The organism is Ruegeria marina, assembly GCF_900101475.1.
GTDB classification, from domain to species: Bacteria; Pseudomonadota; Alphaproteobacteria; order Rhodobacterales; family Rhodobacteraceae; genus Ruegeria_B; species Ruegeria_B marina.
This window is the reverse complement of record NZ_FMZV01000017.1, coordinates 22,731-38,497: the sequence shown is the minus strand read 5'-3', so window position 1 is coordinate 38,497 and position 15,767 is coordinate 22,731. Positions and strand designations below refer to the sequence as shown.

The window sequence follows — 15,767 nt, the reverse complement described above, 5'->3', positions numbered from 1 at the left end:
TGAAAACAAGGGACCCGAACGTGAAGACACTTGTCATCTGCTCCGGCGGATTGGATTCGGTATCGCTGGCCCACAAGGTGGCCGCCGAGCAGGAACTGATCGGCCTTATTTCTTTCGACTACGGTCAGCGTCACCACAAGGAACTGGAATTCGCCGCACGATGCGCAGCGCGTCTGGGCGTGCCGCATGACCTGATCGACATGCGCCAGATCGGCGCGCATCTGTCGGGCAGCGCGCTGACCGACGATGTGGATGTCCCCGACGGGCATTACGCCGAGGACACCATGAGGATCACCGTGGTGCCCAACCGCAATGCGATCATGCTGGCCATCGCCTTTGGCATCGCCGCCGCCAAACAGGCCGACGCGGTGGCGACCGCCGTGCATGGCGGCGACCACTTCATATATCCCGATTGCCGCCCGGCCTTTACCCAGGCGTTCGAAGCGATGCAGGCGCAGGCGCTGGACGGCTATGCCAATGTCCGGCTCTACACCCCCTTCGTGCATGTGCCGAAATCGGCCATCGTGACCGAGGGGGCGCGGCACAACACGCCCTTTGCCGATACCTGGTCCTGCTACAAGGGGGGCGAGGTGCATTGCGGCCGCTGCGGCACCTGCGTCGAACGGCGCGAGGCGTTTCATCTGGCGGGCGTCACGGACCCGACAGCCTATGCCGACCCCGAGTTCTGGCGCGCGGCGGTGGAGGGGCGCTAATGTACCGGATCACCAAGGAGTTCCATTTCTCGGCCTCGCACCAGCTCTGCCATCTGCCCGACGATCACCCCTGCGCCCGACTGCATGGGCACAACTATATCGTCGAGGTCGAGCTGGCCTCGGCCGAGCTGGATGCCAACGGGTTCGTACGCGATTACCGCGCGTTGAAACCGCTCAAGACCTGGATCGACGATGCGCTGGACCACCGCCACCTGAACGAAGTGTTCGGTCATGACATGGTCACGTCCGAGCGGCTGGCGAAAGAAGTCTATGATTTCTGCAAGGCGCGCTGGCCGGAAACCAGCGCTGTGCGGGTCAGTGAAACGCCCAAGACCTGGGCCGAGTACCGGCCATGACCACGTTGCGCATTGCCGAGATTTTCGGCCCCACCATTCAGGGCGAGGGCGCGGTCATTGGCGCGCCCACCGTGTTCGTCCGGGCGGGCGGTTGCGATTACCGCTGTGCCTGGTGCGACAGCCTGCATGCGGTGGACAGCGCCTATCGCGACACATGGGCTCCGATGACGACCGAGGAGGTCTGGGCCGAGGTCGAGCGTCTCTCGGGCGGGGTGCCGCTGACGGTATCACTGTCGGGTGGCAATCCCGCGATCCAGGATTTCGGCCCGCTGATCGAGATGGGCAAGGAGCAGGGCTATCGCTTTGCGCTGGAGACCCAAGGCTCTGTCGCGCGGAACTGGTTCAGGGAACTGTCTCCCCTGATCCTGAGCCCGAAACCGCCTTCGTCGGGCGAAACGGTGGACTGGGAGCGGTTCGGGGACTGTATCGCGCAGGCCCGCAACGCGGTAACGGTAATCAAGATCGTCGTGTTCGACGAGGCCGATTACCTGTGGGCGCGCGAGGTGGCGGCGCGCTATCCGCATCTGCCGATCTATCTGCAACCGGGCAACCACACGCCACCGCCCCCGGACGAGCATGATGCCGCCATCGACATGGACGGCATCATGGCCCGGTACGAATGGCTGATCGGGCGGGCACTGGCCGACCGCTGGTTCACCCCTACAATTCTGCCGCAGCTGCATGTGCTGGTCTGGGGCAACAAGCGCGGCGTCTGAGACGCCGGAAGGAGTATCAAATGGTAAATCAGGACATCTATGCAAACCTGACCCAATTGGGCGGCAAGACCGAGCTGCCGAACTCGCCCGAAGAGGCGGTGCTGGAAAAGGTGCCCAACCCGCAGGCGGGCACCGATTACGCGGTGCGCTTTACCGCGCCCGAGTTCACCTCGCTCTGTCCGCTGACGGCGCAGCCCGATTTCGCCCATATCGTGATCGACTACGTGCCGGGCGACTGGCTGGTCGAGAGCAAGTCGCTGAAACTGTATCTGGGCTCATTCCGCAATCACGGTGCGTTTCACGAGGATTGCAGCGTTTCCATCGGCAAGCGCCTTGTCGAGACGCTGACCCCCAAATGGCTGCGGGTCGGCGCCTACTGGTATCCGCGCGGTGGTATGCCGATCGACGTGTTCTATCAGACCGGACCTGAGTTGCCGGGTGTGTGGATCCCCGATCAGGGCGTGCCGACCTACCGCGGGCGCGGCTGAAGCGCATCGCGTGAGAACGGGAACCGGGCCTACGCGCCTAGGACTTCTCGAACAGGGCAATATAGGCCATGTCGTCCTTGTGCGGGCCGGCGGCCAGGTCGCCATAGATGCGAACCTGGGGCAGTTTGAGGTTCTCGATCTGCCCTTGTGCCATCCGGCGCAGCGCAAAGTCGAACCCCTTTTCCACAAAATGCGCGGCGTTGATCGAGATCGCGAATTGTGCGCCTGGGCGGGCGACACGCAGAAGTGCATGCAGGACCTCGGGACCCAGATGGCCATGGGTGAAGGTGCCCGAGGACACGACCCCCGAATAGCTGTCGCGCGGGACAGGAATGCCCAGGTTCAAGTCAGCTTCGATGGCATCGCGGTAGATATCCTTGCGCATGGCCTGCGCCAGCATCTCGGCACTGATGTCGGTGGCGTCGAGGGGGCCGACCCCGAACCCGGACAGTACGGCGCCGCACAATCCCGTGCCCGCGCCGACATCCAGGACAGGCCCCTGACCACCTGCCGCGACGAAAGCGCGCGCGGTGTGCATCGGAAGCTGGTAATCCTCGCGCGCGGCAAAGCCGTCGTCATAGTCCCCGGCCCACTCGGCATAGAGCTTGCGGTTGTCGTCAGGGGTTTTGAGGCCGTAGGCGGCGGTCAGGTCTGGTGTTTTTGTACTCATGTACAAATGAAAGGCTCAATGACAGATTCGAATCAAGTGCGGCGATCACACGCTTGATTGTTCCGGCGGCGGATCGCATCAATGGGACATGACAAGTACGCTTCTTTCCTTTGGACACGGATACTCGGCTCGGGCGCTGTCACGGCTGCTGGCGCCGCGCGGCTGGCGGATCATCGGCACCACCCGCAACCCCGATCAACTGGAGGAGATCCGGCAGGCCGGCGCGGAACCGGTGCTGTGGCCGGGCAGCGACGTGACCCTTGACGGCGTTACGCATCTGCTGATCTCGACGGCGCCCGATGCCTCGGGCGATCCGATCCTCGCGGCACTGGGGGACGAGATCGCGAAAAGAGCAAATCAATTTCAATGGGTTGGCTATCTATCCACCACCGCCGTCTATGGCGATCACGACGGTGCCTGGGTCGACGAGACCACGCCGGTCGCGCCGACCGCAGCACGGGGACGCTGGCGGGTGATGGCCGAACAGCAATGGCAGGCGGTGCCCGATCTGCCGGTTCACATCTTTCGGCTGGCCGGAATCTATGGTCCCGGACGAGGGCCGTTTTCCAAGCTGGGCAAGGGCGGCATCCGCCGGATCATCAAGCCGGGACAGGTGTTCTCGCGCATTCATGTTGCTGATATAGCTCAGGTTTTATCGGCCTCCATGGATCGGCCGAACCCCGGTACGATCTACAATGTCTGCGATGACGAACCGGTGCCGCCGCAGGATGTGATCGCCTATGCGGCCGAGTTGCAGGGCCTCCCCCTGCCGCCCGCGGTGGATTTCGACAAGGCCGACCTGACCCCGATGGCGCGCAGTTTCTACAGCGAAAACAAGCGGGTGCGAAATGACCGCATCAAGAATGAACTGGGCGTCACGCTGAAATATCCCAATTACAGGATCGGGCTGGAGGCGCTGGCGCAAGAGGGGTGATGTACGCCAATGCACAGGTATCTTGACCGTTTTGCACTTGGTCCGAGACGGCAATTGGCCGTTTTGAAACGGAGTTCAGGCACCGTCCGTGCCGAACTTCGGACGCCGTAGAACAAGGCGTTCGGTTATCGGGATCATCCCCGGTCTCGCCAACTCAGCTTACAGAGTGAATGTTCGCCTTCCAGCGCCTTCAACGGAACCGTCATCTGATCGTGGAATACAAAGTCGGTCGCTCCGCCGACCATGATCCGGGTGGCATCCGATACGCAGATGTCACCGGGTGCGGCCAACGCGGCAATTCTCGCGGCCTTGTTGACGACGGTTCCGAAATGGTCGCTGTCGGATGCCATCACTTCGCCCGTGTGTACACTGATGCGAACCTGGAGTTTCGGTTCTGTCGTCTCTGCCGAGTTCGCGCGCTGAATCATCCTGGCGGTCGACAAGGCCGCTCGGGCCGAGGAAAAGCTCGACATCACGCCATCCCCGAGCGATTTGACGACCTTTCCTCCGCCTTCGACGTTATGTTTCTGGATCAGGCGCAGATGCCGGCGCACTGCCTCGGTCCAAAGGTGGTCCCCGATGGTCTCGGCGATCCGCGTACTGTCCGCGATGTCGGTGAACATCACCGATGCCATGCCGCTTGGCCCCAGTTCGTAGGGTGAGGACAGGGCCGCGTCGAGAAGTTCCTCGAACCCCCGCGCCTCGTAGCCGAAGCCTTTGACGTTGTTGACAGGGAGCGAGTTGTGAACATGGATGATCTTCCACGTGCCTTTCGCGAGCCTGAAGATCACGGTCGACCGCATCCCTAGGGTTTGGCCGGTCTTGATCGCTTCGATCTCGGCCTGCCACTCGACCCAGCTGATCGACCCGCATTCATATCCGCAGATTTCGGCCGGTTTCCAGCGGAACCGGGGAACCTCGCCAATTTAGCTTGCAAAACTGCGCCGCAATGCGTCGTCGCGCCAGTACTCGCCCTCGGCAGAGCCGAAATAGGATAGAGCGGTTTCTTCGGAGAAGAGATGCTCGACCGTTTCCCCATCTCCATTGCCATAGGCGTTGATCCATCGTTCCACGATGGCGGCAAGTTCCGGCGAGGCGCGGACAACGTCTGACATTCCAGCCATGATCGGCTGTTCGATACTTTCCGGGAAGGCCGAAGCCGGCCTGCCCTGCACTCCTTTCGGGCACGATGTCCGAAACACCGGGAAGGGGAACCCGGAGAGGCGTTTACGCCCGCTTTTCCCCGATCTTCGCTACGCCCAGCACCTCGAGCACCTTGGCCTCGATCTGGGGGGCGTTCATGGCGGCGGTGGTGTACATATCCTCGGGGCTGGACTGGTCGATGAACGTGTCGGGCAGGACCATCGAGCGGAATTTCAGCCCATGGTCGAACACGCCCTCGTCCGAGAGCAGTTGCGCCACGTGACTGCCAAAGCCGCCAACGGCGCCTTCTTCGATGGTGATCAACGCCTCGTGGTCATGAGCCAGTTGCAGGATCAGGTCGCGGTCGAGCGGTTTGGCGAAGCGGGCGTCGGCGATGGTGGGGGTGATTCCCTTGGCCGCCAGCGCCTCGGCGGCCTTTTGCACCTCGGCCAGCCTTGTGCCAAAGGACAGGATCGCCACGCGGGCGCCTTGCTGGATCATCCGGCCCTTGCCGATTTCCAGCACCTCGCCCTGTTCGGGCATTTCGACGCCCACGCCCTCGCCGCGCGGATAACGGAAGGCGATGGGGCCGTCGTCATGCGCGGCGGCGGTGGCGACCATGTGCACCAGTTCGGCCTCGTCCGCGGCGGCCATCACCACCATGCCCGGCAGGTTGGCCATGTAGGCGATGTCGAAACTGCCGGCATGGGTGGCACCGTCGGCACCGACCAGCCCAGCCCGGTCGATGGCGAAACGCACCGGCAGACGCTGGATCGCGACATCATGCACCACCTGGTCATAGCCGCGCTGGAGGAAGGTCGAATACATCGCGCAGAAGGGTTTCATGCCGCCTGCGGCCAGCGCGGCGGAGAAGGTCACGCCGTGCTGTTCCGCTATGCCCACGTCGAAACAGCGCGAGGGGTAGCGTTCGGCAAAGAGGTTCAGCCCGGTGCCATCGGGCATGGCGGCGGTGACGGCGACAATCTTGTCGTCGCGTGCGGCCTGATCGACCAGCGCCTTGCCGAAAACCGAGGTATAGGAGGGCGCGTTGGAGGGGGCCTTGTGCTGCTTGCCGGTGACCACGTCGAATTTCGCGGTGGCATGGCCCCGGTCGCGGGCGCGTTCGGCGGGGGCATAGCCCTTGCCCTTTTTGGTCAGCACATGCAGCAGGATCGGGCCGGTGGCGCGGGCCTTGATGGTGCGCAGGACGGGCAGCAGCTGACTCAGATCGTGCCCGTCGATGGGACCGATGTAGGAGAACCCCAGTTCCTCGAACAAGGTGCCGCCCACGGCCATGCCCTTGAGCATCTCCTTGGCGCGTTTGGCGCCTTCGCGGAAGGGTTCAGGCAAGAGCGACACCGCGCCCTTGGCGGCGGCCTTCAGCTCGTGAAAGGGGGCTTCGGTGTAGAGGCGCGAGAGATAGGTCGAGAGCGCGCCGGTCGGCGGGGCGATCGACATCTCGTTGTCGTTGAGGATGACGATGAGGCGCTTTTTCAGGTGGCCGGCGTTGTTCATCGCCTCGAAGGCCATGCCGGCGGACATCGAGCCGTCGCCAATCACCGCAATGGCGTCACCCAGCCCCTCGGGCGTCACGCCGCCCAGGTCGCGGGCCACGGCAAAGCCCAGTGCCGCGCTGATCGAGGTAGAGCTGTGCGCGGCGCCAAAGGGGTCATAAGGCGACTCGGAGCGCTTGGTGAAGCCTGACAGCCCGTCCTTTGCGCGCAGCGTGCGGATACGGTCGCGGCGTTCGGTCAGGATCTTGTGCGGATAGCACTGATGGCCGACGTCCCAAATCACCTTGTCGCGCGGTGTGTCAAAGACAGCGTGCAGCGCCACGGTCAGTTCCACCACGCCAAGCCCCGCGCCCAGGTGGCCGCCGGTGACCGACACGGCCGAGACGGTTTCGGCGCGCAGTTCGCTTGCCAGTTGGGTCAGCTGCGCGTCGGAGAACCGTTTCAGGTCCGCCGGACGGGTCACCTGGTCAAGAAGCGGGGTATGCGGGCGGTCAGGCATGGCGTCCTTCGTGGTTCAGTTCTCGCGCGCAATAACGAAGCGGGCGGCTTCCTTCAAGGTTTCGGCGCTCGCGCCATAGGGGGCGAGCGCGGTGCAGGCCTGGTCGACGAGATCGCGCGCGCGGTTCCTGGCGGCATCGAGACCCAGTAGCGAGACAAAGGTGGCCTTGCCCGCGCCCGCGTCCTTTTGCAGCCGCTTGCCGGCCTTTTCAGCATCGCCTTCGACATCCAAGATGTCGTCGGCGATCTGGAAGGCAAGGCCCAGCGCGCGGGCATATTGGCGCAAGGGGGTGGGATCGGCCTGCGCCAGCACGGCGCCTGCGGCGGCGGACCATTCGATCAGCGCGCCGGTCTTGCCCGCCTGAAGGTGGGTGATCTGGTCGAGTGTCAGCGGTTCGGGTGCGGTTTCGGCGGCGATATCGAGCGCCTGGCCCAGCACCATGCCGCGCGCGCCGGCGGCCTGCGCCAGCGTCAGCGCCAGGGCGACGCGAACCTCGGCGGAGCCGACCTCGGGGCGGGTACACAGTTCGAAGGCCAGCGATTGCAATGCGTCCCCGGCCAGCACGGCGGTGCCCTCGTCCCACTTCACATGGGCGGTGGGGCGGCCCCGGCGCAGGTCGTCGTCGTCCATGCAGGGCAGGTCGTCATGTACCAGGCTATAGGCATGCAGCGCCTCGATGGCGGTGGCGGGCCAGATGGCGCGCGCCTCGTCCACACCGTGCAGACGCGCGCTTTCCAGCACAAGGAAACCGCGCAGGCGCTTGCCGCCTTCGGTCGTCCAGGCCATGGCGCGGGTGATGTCGAGCGACTCCAGCTCACCCAGCACAGCGTCGAATGTGCGCTGGATCAGCGCGGCGTCCCGCGCCAGCCTTTCGCCGAACATGGTCAGAGACCTTCGACCGGCTTGGTTCCGGTGGGCTGACCATTGGAGTCGAGCGTGATGGCGGCGACCTTTTCCTCGGCGCGCTGCAGCTCGTCCTCGCAACGCTTTTTCAGTGCCGCGCCGCGTTCGTAAAGGGCAATGGACTGGTCCAGCGCCACATCGCCGCGTTCAAGCTGGCCGACCACGGTTTCCAACTCTTTCATCGCCTGTTCAAAACTCATCTGTTCGACGGGTGTCTCGGTCATGTCGCGGCCTTTATCAGTTCCTGTACATGCGCGCGCGTGGCGGCGGCGAGCGCGTTCAGATCATAACCGCCTTCGAGAGTCGAGACGATACGGCCCTGGCACAGTTCCTGCGCCAGCGTGCACAGCTCGGCGGTGAGCCAGGCGAAGTCGGCCGTGGACCAGTTCAGGTTGGCCAGCGGGTCGTCCTGGTGGGCGTCGAATCCGGCGGAGATGATGATGAGTTCGGGCTTGAAGGCGCGCAGGCGCGGGAAAGCCTGGGCCGTGTAGGCCGCGCGCATCTCGGCACCGCCGGTGCCGGGGGCCAGCGGGATGTTGAGGATCTGGCCATGCGCGCCATCCTCGTCCGGGCGGCCAGTGCCGGGCCAGAGCGGCATCTGCTGGCTGGTGATCAGAAGCGCGCGCGCCTCGTCCCACAAGAGGTCCTGGGTGCCGTTGCCGTGATGCACGTCGAAATCGACCACGGCCACACGCGAAAGTCCGTGATGGTCGAGCGCGTGTTTCGCCGCAAGCGCGGCATTGCCGAAGAGGCAGAAGCCCATCGCGGTTTCCCGTTCGGCATGGTGCCCCGGCGGACGGATGGCACAGAACGCATTTTGCACCGCGCCGCCCAGCACGATATCAACCGCGCGCACCACCGCGCCTGCGGCACGGAACGCGGCATCGACCGATCCGGGCGACAGGAAGGTGTCGCCGTCGATCTGTGTGAACCCCTCGTCAGGGCGGGCATCGCGGATATCGGAGATATAGCCTGCAGGATGAACGCGCAGCAGGTCGTCTTCGGCAGCCAGCGGCGCGGTGACGCGGCGCAGGTCGAGCGGTTCGAGGGCGTGAAGCACATGTTCGAGCCGGGCCACCCGCTCGGGGTGTCCCGTGGGGGTGACATGGTTCAGACAGTCGGCATGGGTGATCAGGGCGGTTTTCATCAGCGTTCCTTGTGGCGATGCGCTGGGGTCAATCCGGCGCCAGCATATAGCCCGCGCCGCGCACCGTTTGCAGGTATCGTGGTTGTTTCGGGTTCGGCTCGATCTTCCGCCGGAGGCGGGTGATCTGCACGTCGACCGCGCGTTCCTGCGCCTGACCGCGATCTCGGCCCAGTTCTTCGACCAGTTTCGTTCGCGAGAAAGCCTCTCCCGGTCGAGCCGAAAAGATCTTCATAAGCTGGCTTTCGGTCGCGGTGAGGCGGACGAGCTTGTCGCCCTGCCACAGTTCGCCACGCTCGATATCGTAACGGATCGGGCCCAGTTGCAGGAATTTGGGTGCCGCCTCCTGGGCGAGCGTTTCGGGGACCCGTCGCAGGATGGCATTTATCCTGAGCAATAGCTCGCGCGGCTCGAACGGCTTCGCCAGATAGTCGTCGGCCCCGGCTTCAAGTCCGGCGATGCGGTGCTCGGTCTCGCCGCGCCCGGTAAGAAGCAGGATCGGGATAGACAGGGTTTCGCGCAGTGACCGGGTCAGGCTGACGCCATCCTCGCCCGGCATCATCACGTCCATCACGATCAGGTCGAAGTCGAGTCCCGACAGCACCCTGCGCGCATGGGCGGCATCGCGGGCAGCGGTCACGAGGAAACCGTTGCGAATCAGGAACTTCTTGAGCAGGTCGCGGATACGCTCGTCATCGTCGACGATCAGCAGGTGGGACTCGAGCGTGGTCATGAGGAACTGTCCCGCAGTTTGGCATAGGTGCGCCGCATCTCGCGGTCCATCATCGCCTCGAGCACCTGGCGGAACCCGGCGACGGCCTCGGGGCCGGCCTCCTTGTAGGCGCTGCGCATACGGACGCGCTGGGCGTCCGAAAGTTTGGATTCAAGCGCGGCTCCCTCGGCTGTAAGGTATAGATGGCGTTCGCGCTTGTCTTCGGTGCCGACCCGGCTTTCGACAAGGCCATCAGCAATCAGGGTGCGCAGAACCCGGTTGAGCGACTGCTTGGTGACGCCGAGGATGGCCAGCAGGTTGTTCACCGTGGTTCCCGGCGCGCGGTTTATGAAATGGATGGCCCTGTGGTGCGCGCGTCCATAGGCCAGTTCGGCCAGAATCCGGTCGGGATCGGCGGTAAAGCCGCGATAGGCGAAGAACATTGCTTCTATCCCCTGACGCAACTGCTCGTCTGTCAGAAACAGCAAGCTTTCCCCGCCAAAGGCCTGAGCCGGCCGTGCATCGGACATGGTGTGCCTCTTCCTTGGGTTCGGACAGTTTATGTCAGTCTTATTGACATTCCAATATGGAACAAGTATCGAGTCGCAGTTTTTGCGCAACTTTGTGTCCGGGTCGGACCTAATGTGCGCAATTATTGGAAAACGGCTGGGCTGGAGGATATGACATGACGGCTTATGACGATCGCGACGGCGTGATCTGGATGGATGGCGAGTTTGTTCCCTGGCGCGATGCCAAGGTCCATATTCTGACCCATGCGATGCACTATGCCAGTTCGGTTTTCGAAGGCGAGCGGGCCTATAACGGCAAGATCTTCAAGAGCCGCGAACACTCCGAACGCCTGGTCGCGTCCGCCAAGGCTCTGGACATGCCGATGCCCTATTCGGTGGACGAGATCGAGGCCGCCAAGGAAGCGACGCTGAAAGCCAGCGGGTTGACGGACGCCTATGTGCGCGCGCTGGTCTGGCGCGGTTCGGGCGAAGATATGGGCGTGGCCTCGGCCCGCAACCCGGTGCGGATGGCAATCGCGGTCTGGCCCTGGGGCGCCTATTACGGCGACGCCAAGATGCAGGGCGCCAAGCTGGACATCGCGGAATGGAAGCGGCCCAGCCCGGATACCATCCCGGTGCATGCCAAGGCGGCGGGTCTTTACATGATCTGCACCATCTCCAAGCACAAGGCCGAGGCCAAGGGCTGTTCGGACGCGCTGTTCATGGACTGGCGCGGCTATGTGGCCGAGGCGACCGGCGCCAACGTGTTCTTTGTCAAGGATGGCGAAGTGCATACGCCGCTGGCCGACTGCTTCCTGAACGGGATCACCCGGCAGACGGTAATCCAGATGCTCAAGGACAAGGGCATCACCGTGCATGAGCGCCGCATCAAGCCGGAAGAGATGGAAGGGTTCGAACAGTGCTGGCTGACCGGCACCGCCGCCGAGGTCACCCCGGTGGGTCAGATCGGCCCCTATACTTTCGAAGTGGGCCAGATGACCCGCGATATCGCGGCGGAGTATGAGGCGCTGGTTCGGGCCTAAAGCTCGACCCGTGTTAAGTTTGGGCGCCGGTAATCCGGCGCCCTTCTTCGTTTAGACGATCCGGGTCGTGACCTCGACGATGCAGTGGGTCGCGTTGGAACAGGATCAAGTGGCGCGACAGGCGCGGAACTCCGTGCCGGCATGTGGTGACGGGCCGGACCTGTCACAGTATCATCGTGAGAAGTTCAAGAATCTGAGCCGCGGATTTTACACTTCTGCGGCTCTCATGCGTCTTGCCAATCGAGCGGACCGGAACACCCGGCCGCCAGACAGGAGAGTTTTCGCATGACACGCATTCTTCACCCTTCGCGCCGCGCATTTCTGGCCGGTGGCACAGCCTTTACAGCCACGTTGGCGATGCCCGCGATCAGCCGGGCCTCGTCGCGCCCGATGTTTACCCATGGGGTGCAATCCGGTGACGTTGACACCGTCTCGGGGATGATCTGGACGCGCACCGACCGCCCGGCAAGGGTGATGATGGACATATCCACCACCGAGAGTTTTGCGGATGCGCGCCGCCTGACGCCGATGTTCGCCACGCCGGACAGCGATTTTGCCGTAAAGCGGCTGGTCGAGGGGCTGCCGTCGGATCAGGACGTGTTCTATCGCTTTGTCGCCGCGGACCTGAACGACATCAGCGCGCTGTCCGAGCCGATTGTCGGCCGGTTCCGCACCGCGCCCAACGCAAGGCGCGACGTGCGCTTTGCCTGGTCGGGCGATACCGCCGGCCAGGGCTGGGGCATCGATGACGAGGGCATGCGGACCTATGCCACGATGGCGCAGCACCAGCCCGATTTCTTCATCCACTCAGGCGACACGATCTATGCGGACGGTCCGATGAAGGACGTGGTCGAAAAGGACGGCGCGGTGATCTGGAAAAACACCACCCTGATCGACGAGAAGCGCAAGGTCGCCGAATCCCTGGACGAATTCCGCGGCCAGTGGAAATACAACCTGATGGACGCGCATGTGCAGGCGATGAACGCCGTTTGCCCGACGTTCTTCCAGTGGGACGACCACGAGGTGGTCAACAACTGGTCCGATGCAAAGGACCTGTTGAGCGATGACCGCTACTCCGAAAAATCCGTGCATGTGCTGCAAAGCCGGGCAGCCCGCGCCTTCCACGAGATGACGCCGCTCAGGATCACCCCGGCCGAGCCAGGCCGGGTCTATCGCAAGATCTCTTACGGGCCGATGCTGGACGTGTTCTTCCTTGACCTGCGCAGCTACCGCGGGCCGAACGGTGCCTCTATGGAGGAAGAGATTACCGACCAGAGCCGCATCCTGGGTGCCGAGCAGCTGGCCTGGATCAAGCGGGAACTGGCGGCCTCGACCGCGACGTGGAAGGTGATCGCCTCGGACATGCCGATCGGCGTGATCGTCTGGGACAACTGGAAGGAGCAGGCCGGGGCCGAGGCGATCGCGAACGGCGACAATGGTCCGGTCAGAGGGCGCGAGCTGGAGATTGCCGATCTGTTGCGGTTCATCAAGAGCGCGGGTATCCGGAACACCGTGTGGTTCACCGCGGATGTGCATTACACCGCCGCGCATCACTACAGCCCGGACCGGGCGCAGTTCCAGGATTTCGACCCGTTCTGGGAATTCGTCTCGGGCCCGCTGCATGCCGGAACATTCGGCCCCAACGAGCTGGACCAAACCTTTGGCCCCGAGGTGAAATTCGTCAAGGCGCCTGCGCCAGAGCAGGGGGCGAACCTGCCGCCCAGCATGGGGCTGCAGTTCTTCGGTCTCGTGGACATCAACGGCGCGACCCAGCAGATGAAGGTGCGGCTGATGGATCGCGGCAATAGCGAACTGTGGTCTGTCACGCTCGACCCGGTCCTGACCGCGCTCTGACGGTTGGGGCGGAAGATCGAAAATCTTCCCGTGACAGAAATTCTGCGGCTGGCCCCGGCGGGGCCAGTCAGCGTCTTGCACGCCGCTCGCGCAGGATGGTGTAGATGCCGCCGGCAACGATGATGGCGCTGCCAGCCCAGGTGGCGGCATCGGGGCTTTCGCCGAAAACGACGATGCCGAGGATCATGGCAAAGACCAGCCGGACATAACGGAAGGGTGCGATGACCGAGATCTCGCCCCGCCGCATCGCGCGGGTCAGGCATTCGTAGGCCAGAACACCGAACAGGATCGCGGCGGCCAGGTGCAGGGCCGTATGCGGATCGGGCAAGGTGGCTCCGCCGGTCCAGCCGAGCGCCAGCACGCCCGACACGACCAGCGCGCCGAAACCGTAGACGCCCAGTTGCGCGTTGCTCAGCCGGGGCCGCGCGGCGCGGGTGGCCAGATCGCGCCCGGCAAAGCCGATCATGCCGAGGACGGCAAAGATCGAGGCGGGGACGAACCCTTCCATTCCGGGCCGCAGGATCAGCAGCACACCGGCCAGCCCGATCAGGATCGCCACCCAACGCCGCCAGCCCACGGTTTCGCCCAGAAACAGTGCCGCCCCCATCGCCACCACCAGCGGGGTCGCCTGAAGGATGGCCGAGGTGCTGGTGAGGGGCGTCAACGCCAGCGCCAGCGTATAGCAGATGCGGCCCATCACCTCGAAACCGGAACGGACGGCTAAGGTCCGGTCAGGCCGGACCAGCGCCGCCTCACCGCGCCAGCGGGCCAGCAGGGCAAATATCGCCATGCCGCCAAGCCCGAAGAGGATCAGCACCTGCCCGACGGGCAGGACGGCGGTGGCGGATTTGACGAACATATCCTCGAGCGCAAAGGCGCCCATGGCGGCGACCATGTAGAGACTGCCGCTGAGGTTCTCGGCCTGCCGGGTCATGCGGGTCAGAAATCCACGCCGCGCTGCGCCTTGATCCCGGCTTCGAACGGGTGTTTCTCGACCGTCATCTCGGTCACCAGATCGGCATAGTCGCGCAGCGCCTGCGGCGCGTCGCGCCCCGTAAGAAACGCGCTGGTGCGGTCCGAGCGCGCCTTGAGCCCGTCAAGCACAGTATCGACCGACAGGTATTCATAGCGCAGCGCGATGTTGATCTCGTCCAGCACCACCAGGTCGTAATCGCCGCTCTCCATCAATTCGCGCGCCTTGGCAAAGGCGGCGGTGGCGGCGGCGATGTCGCGGTCGCGGTCCTGGGTGTCCCAGGTGAAACCCTCGCCCATCGTGTGCCAGGTCACCAGATTGTGTTCTTCGAAGAAACGCCGCTCGCCGGTTTTCCACTTGCCCTTGATGAACTGGACCACGGCGACCTTTTGCCCCCAGCCCAGCGCCCGGATCACCACGCCGAAGGCAGCCGAGGACTTGCCCTTGCCCTTGCCGGTATTGATCAGCACCAGCCCGCGGCCGGGGTCGACCGCCTCGGACACTTTCTTGCGGTGCTCGGCCTGCACGGCCTTCATCTTTTCCTTGTGATCCTGTGCGTCGGTCATCTTCATTCCTTTCCCGGTTGCGCGCTACCCTAGGGCGTGGCGCGGAAAGGTAAAGGTCATGCCTTGGGATTGAGCGGGCGTGTCTTGGCCGTGTCGAGGCCCAGCTGCCGCTCGCGCCAGATCACGACCACGTTGCCCGCAATCACCAGCGTGGCGCCGGCCAGCATCACCAGGGTCGGCAATTCGTCGAACCAGAGATAGCCGATGACGATGGCGAACAGCATCGAGGCATAGTCGTAGGGCGCCAGCATCGAGGCCTGGGCAAACCGGTAGGAGGAGGTGACGAGGATCTGCGCCACGCCGCCGACCAGCCCGGTCAGGATCAGGATCGCGGCCTGCTCCCAGGTTGGCATGGTCCAGCCGAAAAAGACTGTCAGCCCGGAAAGCAGTGTCGCCGTCAGCGAGAAATAGAAGACAATGGCGGCGGCATGATCGACCTGCACCAATTGCCGGATATGGATCTGGACAAAGGCGCGGGCGATGGTAGCCCCCAATATGCAGAGCGCCCCGATGGTGGCCGCCTGGTCCAGCGAGGCCCCCGCGCCCAGCCGCGGCCAGAGCATGACGATCACCCCCAGCAGACCCAGTACCACGGCGCCGATGCGCACCAGCCGGATGGTCTCGCCCAGCATCAGTGCCGCCAGGATCAGGGTAAAGATCGGGGTGGCATAGCCGATGGCCGTCACTTCGGGCAAGGGCAGCAGGCCAAGCCCGGTAAAGGTCAGCCCCATGGCTCCGGTACCCAGAACGCCGCGCCAGAAATGGCCCATCGGTTTCTTGACGATCAGACCCTGCCGCATCTCGCCGCGTGCGATCAGCCAGACGAAGATGACCGGGATGGCAAAGAGCGACCGGAAGAACACCATCTCGCCGGGTGGAAAATCGGCGGATAATGCCTTGATCATCGCCGACATGCCGGTGAACAGGAACAGCGCGCCGAGTTTCAGTGTGACCGCCAGAATCGGTCGATGCGATGTTAAGGGCTTTGCCATGGCGCGAACCTGCGCCTTTGGCTGGGAAAGATCAATTG

General features: G+C 63.9%; 18 protein-coding genes and 1 pseudogene. 7 read left to right on the top strand and 12 right to left on the bottom strand.

All coding sequences use genetic code 11. The features are described from left to right. The first annotated feature begins 20 nt into the window (after positions 1-20). From queC to queF, 4 genes are read left to right on the top strand one after another with little or no spacing between them, the layout of a single operon-like run. On the top strand, positions 21-713 hold the full coding sequence (gene queC, locus BLT75_RS19400; protein WP_093036072.1) for a 7-cyano-7-deazaguanine synthase QueC: 693 nt from the start codon (positions 21-23) through the stop codon (positions 711-713). Then, positions 713-1,069 (top strand): 6-carboxytetrahydropterin synthase QueD, encoded by a 357-nt coding sequence (queD, locus tag BLT75_RS19395; RefSeq protein WP_093035869.1) that lies wholly within the window; start codon positions 713-715, stop codon positions 1,067-1,069. The genes queC and queD overlap by 1 nt, the downstream gene beginning before the upstream one ends. Beyond that, positions 1,066-1,785 (top strand): 7-carboxy-7-deazaguanine synthase QueE, encoded by a 720-nt coding sequence (gene queE, locus BLT75_RS19390; RefSeq protein ID WP_176828139.1) that lies wholly within the window; start codon positions 1,066-1,068, stop codon positions 1,783-1,785. The genes queD and queE overlap by 4 nt, the downstream gene beginning before the upstream one ends. A gap of 20 nt (positions 1,786-1,805) precedes the next feature. After that, positions 1,806-2,273 carry a preQ(1) synthase gene (queF, locus tag BLT75_RS19385; protein ID WP_093035863.1) on the top strand — a complete coding sequence of 156 codons (468 nt, stop codon included), beginning with the start codon at positions 1,806-1,808 and terminating at the stop codon, positions 2,271-2,273. A 37-nt stretch (positions 2,274-2,310) separates the two neighbouring features. Here the strand turns inward: queF and BLT75_RS19380 are convergent, their stop codons facing one another. Then, positions 2,311-2,943, bottom strand: coding sequence for a class I SAM-dependent DNA methyltransferase (locus BLT75_RS19380; RefSeq protein ID WP_093035860.1), 633 nt, complete (start codon positions 2,941-2,943; stop codon positions 2,311-2,313). Between the two features lie 88 nt (positions 2,944-3,031). Between BLT75_RS19380 and BLT75_RS19375 the strand changes: the two genes are divergently transcribed. Further along, a complete protein-coding gene (locus BLT75_RS19375; RefSeq protein ID WP_093035857.1) occupies positions 3,032-3,877 on the top strand; it encodes an SDR family oxidoreductase in 846 nt (281 codons plus the stop codon). Between the two features lie 134 nt (positions 3,878-4,011). Here BLT75_RS19375 and BLT75_RS25365 read toward each other — a convergent pair whose 3' ends face one another. The 8 genes and pseudogenes from BLT75_RS25365 to BLT75_RS19335 form a co-directional block, all read right to left on the bottom strand. Beyond that, a complete protein-coding gene (locus tag BLT75_RS25365; RefSeq protein WP_483880120.1) occupies positions 4,012-4,512 on the bottom strand; it encodes an adenylate/guanylate cyclase domain-containing protein in 501 nt (166 codons plus the stop codon). Positions 4,513-4,617: 105 nt separating this feature from the next. Further along, positions 4,618-4,992: pseudogene (locus BLT75_RS25360) on the bottom strand (nuclear transport factor 2 family protein); the annotation flags it as partial. Between the two features lie 112 nt (positions 4,993-5,104). Further along, positions 5,105-7,033 (bottom strand): 1-deoxy-D-xylulose-5-phosphate synthase, encoded by a 1,929-nt coding sequence (gene dxs, locus BLT75_RS19360; RefSeq protein ID WP_093035851.1) that lies wholly within the window; start codon positions 7,031-7,033, stop codon positions 5,105-5,107. 15 nt (positions 7,034-7,048) lie between these two features. Next, entirely contained in the window at positions 7,049-7,915 is an 867-nt protein-coding gene (locus BLT75_RS19355; protein ID WP_093035848.1) for a polyprenyl synthetase family protein, read from the bottom strand. Between the two features lie 2 nt (positions 7,916-7,917). Then, positions 7,918-8,160 carry an exodeoxyribonuclease VII small subunit gene (locus tag BLT75_RS19350; protein ID WP_093035845.1) on the bottom strand — a complete coding sequence of 81 codons (243 nt, stop codon included), beginning with the start codon at positions 8,158-8,160 and terminating at the stop codon, positions 7,918-7,920. Then, positions 8,157-9,083: a histone deacetylase family protein gene (locus tag BLT75_RS19345; protein WP_093035842.1), complete on the bottom strand. Its 927-nt coding sequence runs from the start codon at positions 9,081-9,083 to the stop codon at positions 8,157-8,159. Before BLT75_RS19345 ends, BLT75_RS19350 begins: the two co-directional genes overlap by 4 nt. Positions 9,084-9,111: 28 nt before the next feature. Further along, a complete protein-coding gene (locus BLT75_RS19340) occupies positions 9,112-9,813 on the bottom strand; it encodes a response regulator (protein WP_093035839.1) in 702 nt (233 codons plus the stop codon). Then, positions 9,810-10,322 (bottom strand): MarR family winged helix-turn-helix transcriptional regulator, encoded by a 513-nt coding sequence (locus BLT75_RS19335; protein WP_093035836.1) that lies wholly within the window; start codon positions 10,320-10,322, stop codon positions 9,810-9,812. The genes BLT75_RS19340 and BLT75_RS19335 overlap by 4 nt, the downstream gene beginning before the upstream one ends. A gap of 155 nt (positions 10,323-10,477) precedes the next feature. On the opposite strand from BLT75_RS19335, the gene BLT75_RS19330 reads away from it, so the two are divergent. After that, positions 10,478-11,344, top strand: a complete 867-nt coding sequence (locus tag BLT75_RS19330) for a branched-chain amino acid aminotransferase (protein WP_093035833.1) — start codon at positions 10,478-10,480, stop codon at positions 11,342-11,344. Positions 11,345-11,629: 285 nt separating this feature from the next. Further along, positions 11,630-13,198, top strand: coding sequence for an alkaline phosphatase D family protein (locus BLT75_RS19325; protein ID WP_093035830.1), 1,569 nt, complete (start codon positions 11,630-11,632; stop codon positions 13,196-13,198). A gap of 67 nt (positions 13,199-13,265) precedes the next feature. Here BLT75_RS19325 and BLT75_RS19320 read toward each other — a convergent pair whose 3' ends face one another. Genes BLT75_RS19320 through BLT75_RS19310 form a run of 3 tightly spaced genes read right to left on the bottom strand, consistent with a single transcriptional unit; the run spans position 13,266 to position 15,729 of the window. Next, positions 13,266-14,132 (bottom strand): DMT family transporter, encoded by an 867-nt coding sequence (locus tag BLT75_RS19320; RefSeq protein WP_093035827.1) that lies wholly within the window; start codon positions 14,130-14,132, stop codon positions 13,266-13,268. 5 nt (positions 14,133-14,137) lie between these two features. Continuing rightward, positions 14,138-14,737 (bottom strand): cob(I)yrinic acid a,c-diamide adenosyltransferase, encoded by a 600-nt coding sequence (cobO, locus tag BLT75_RS19315; protein WP_093036066.1) that lies wholly within the window; start codon positions 14,735-14,737, stop codon positions 14,138-14,140. Between the two features lie 56 nt (positions 14,738-14,793). Beyond that, on the bottom strand, positions 14,794-15,729 hold the full coding sequence (locus tag BLT75_RS19310) for a DMT family transporter (RefSeq protein WP_093035824.1): 936 nt from the start codon (positions 15,727-15,729) through the stop codon (positions 14,794-14,796). Positions 15,730-15,767 lie beyond the last annotated feature (38 nt).

Coding starts and splice junctions, on each gene's coding strand:
- queD (WP_093035869.1), top strand. CDS start 713: ATGTACCGGATCACCAAGGAGTTCCATTTCTCGGCCTCGCACCAGCTC.
- queE (WP_176828139.1), top strand. CDS start 1,066: ATGACCACGTTGCGCATTGCCGAGATTTTCGGCCCCACCATTCAGGGC.
- queF (WP_093035863.1), top strand. CDS start 1,806: ATGGTAAATCAGGACATCTATGCAAACCTGACCCAATTGGGCGGCAAG.
- BLT75_RS19380 (WP_093035860.1), bottom strand. CDS start 2,943: ATGAGTACAAAAACACCAGACCTGACCGCCGCCTACGGCCTCAAAACC.
- BLT75_RS19375 (WP_093035857.1), top strand. CDS start 3,032: ATGACAAGTACGCTTCTTTCCTTTGGACACGGATACTCGGCTCGGGCG.
- BLT75_RS25365 (WP_483880120.1), bottom strand. CDS start 4,512: ATGGCATCGGTGATGTTCACCGACATCGCGGACAGTACGCGGATCGCC.
- dxs (WP_093035851.1), bottom strand. CDS start 7,033: ATGCCTGACCGCCCGCATACCCCGCTTCTTGACCAGGTGACCCGTCCG.
- BLT75_RS19355 (WP_093035848.1), bottom strand. CDS start 7,915: ATGTTCGGCGAAAGGCTGGCGCGGGACGCCGCGCTGATCCAGCGCACA.
- BLT75_RS19350 (WP_093035845.1), bottom strand. CDS start 8,160: ATGACCGAGACACCCGTCGAACAGATGAGTTTTGAACAGGCGATGAAA.
- BLT75_RS19345 (WP_093035842.1), bottom strand. CDS start 9,083: ATGAAAACCGCCCTGATCACCCATGCCGACTGTCTGAACCATGTCACC.
- BLT75_RS19340 (WP_093035839.1), bottom strand. CDS start 9,813: ATGACCACGCTCGAGTCCCACCTGCTGATCGTCGACGATGACGAGCGT.
- BLT75_RS19335 (WP_093035836.1), bottom strand. CDS start 10,322: ATGTCCGATGCACGGCCGGCTCAGGCCTTTGGCGGGGAAAGCTTGCTG.
- BLT75_RS19330 (WP_093035833.1), top strand. CDS start 10,478: ATGACGGCTTATGACGATCGCGACGGCGTGATCTGGATGGATGGCGAG.
- BLT75_RS19325 (WP_093035830.1), top strand. CDS start 11,630: ATGACACGCATTCTTCACCCTTCGCGCCGCGCATTTCTGGCCGGTGGC.
- BLT75_RS19320 (WP_093035827.1), bottom strand. CDS start 14,132: ATGACCCGGCAGGCCGAGAACCTCAGCGGCAGTCTCTACATGGTCGCC.
- cobO (WP_093036066.1), bottom strand. CDS start 14,737: ATGACCGACGCACAGGATCACAAGGAAAAGATGAAGGCCGTGCAGGCC.
- BLT75_RS19310 (WP_093035824.1), bottom strand. CDS start 15,729: ATGGCAAAGCCCTTAACATCGCATCGACCGATTCTGGCGGTCACACTG.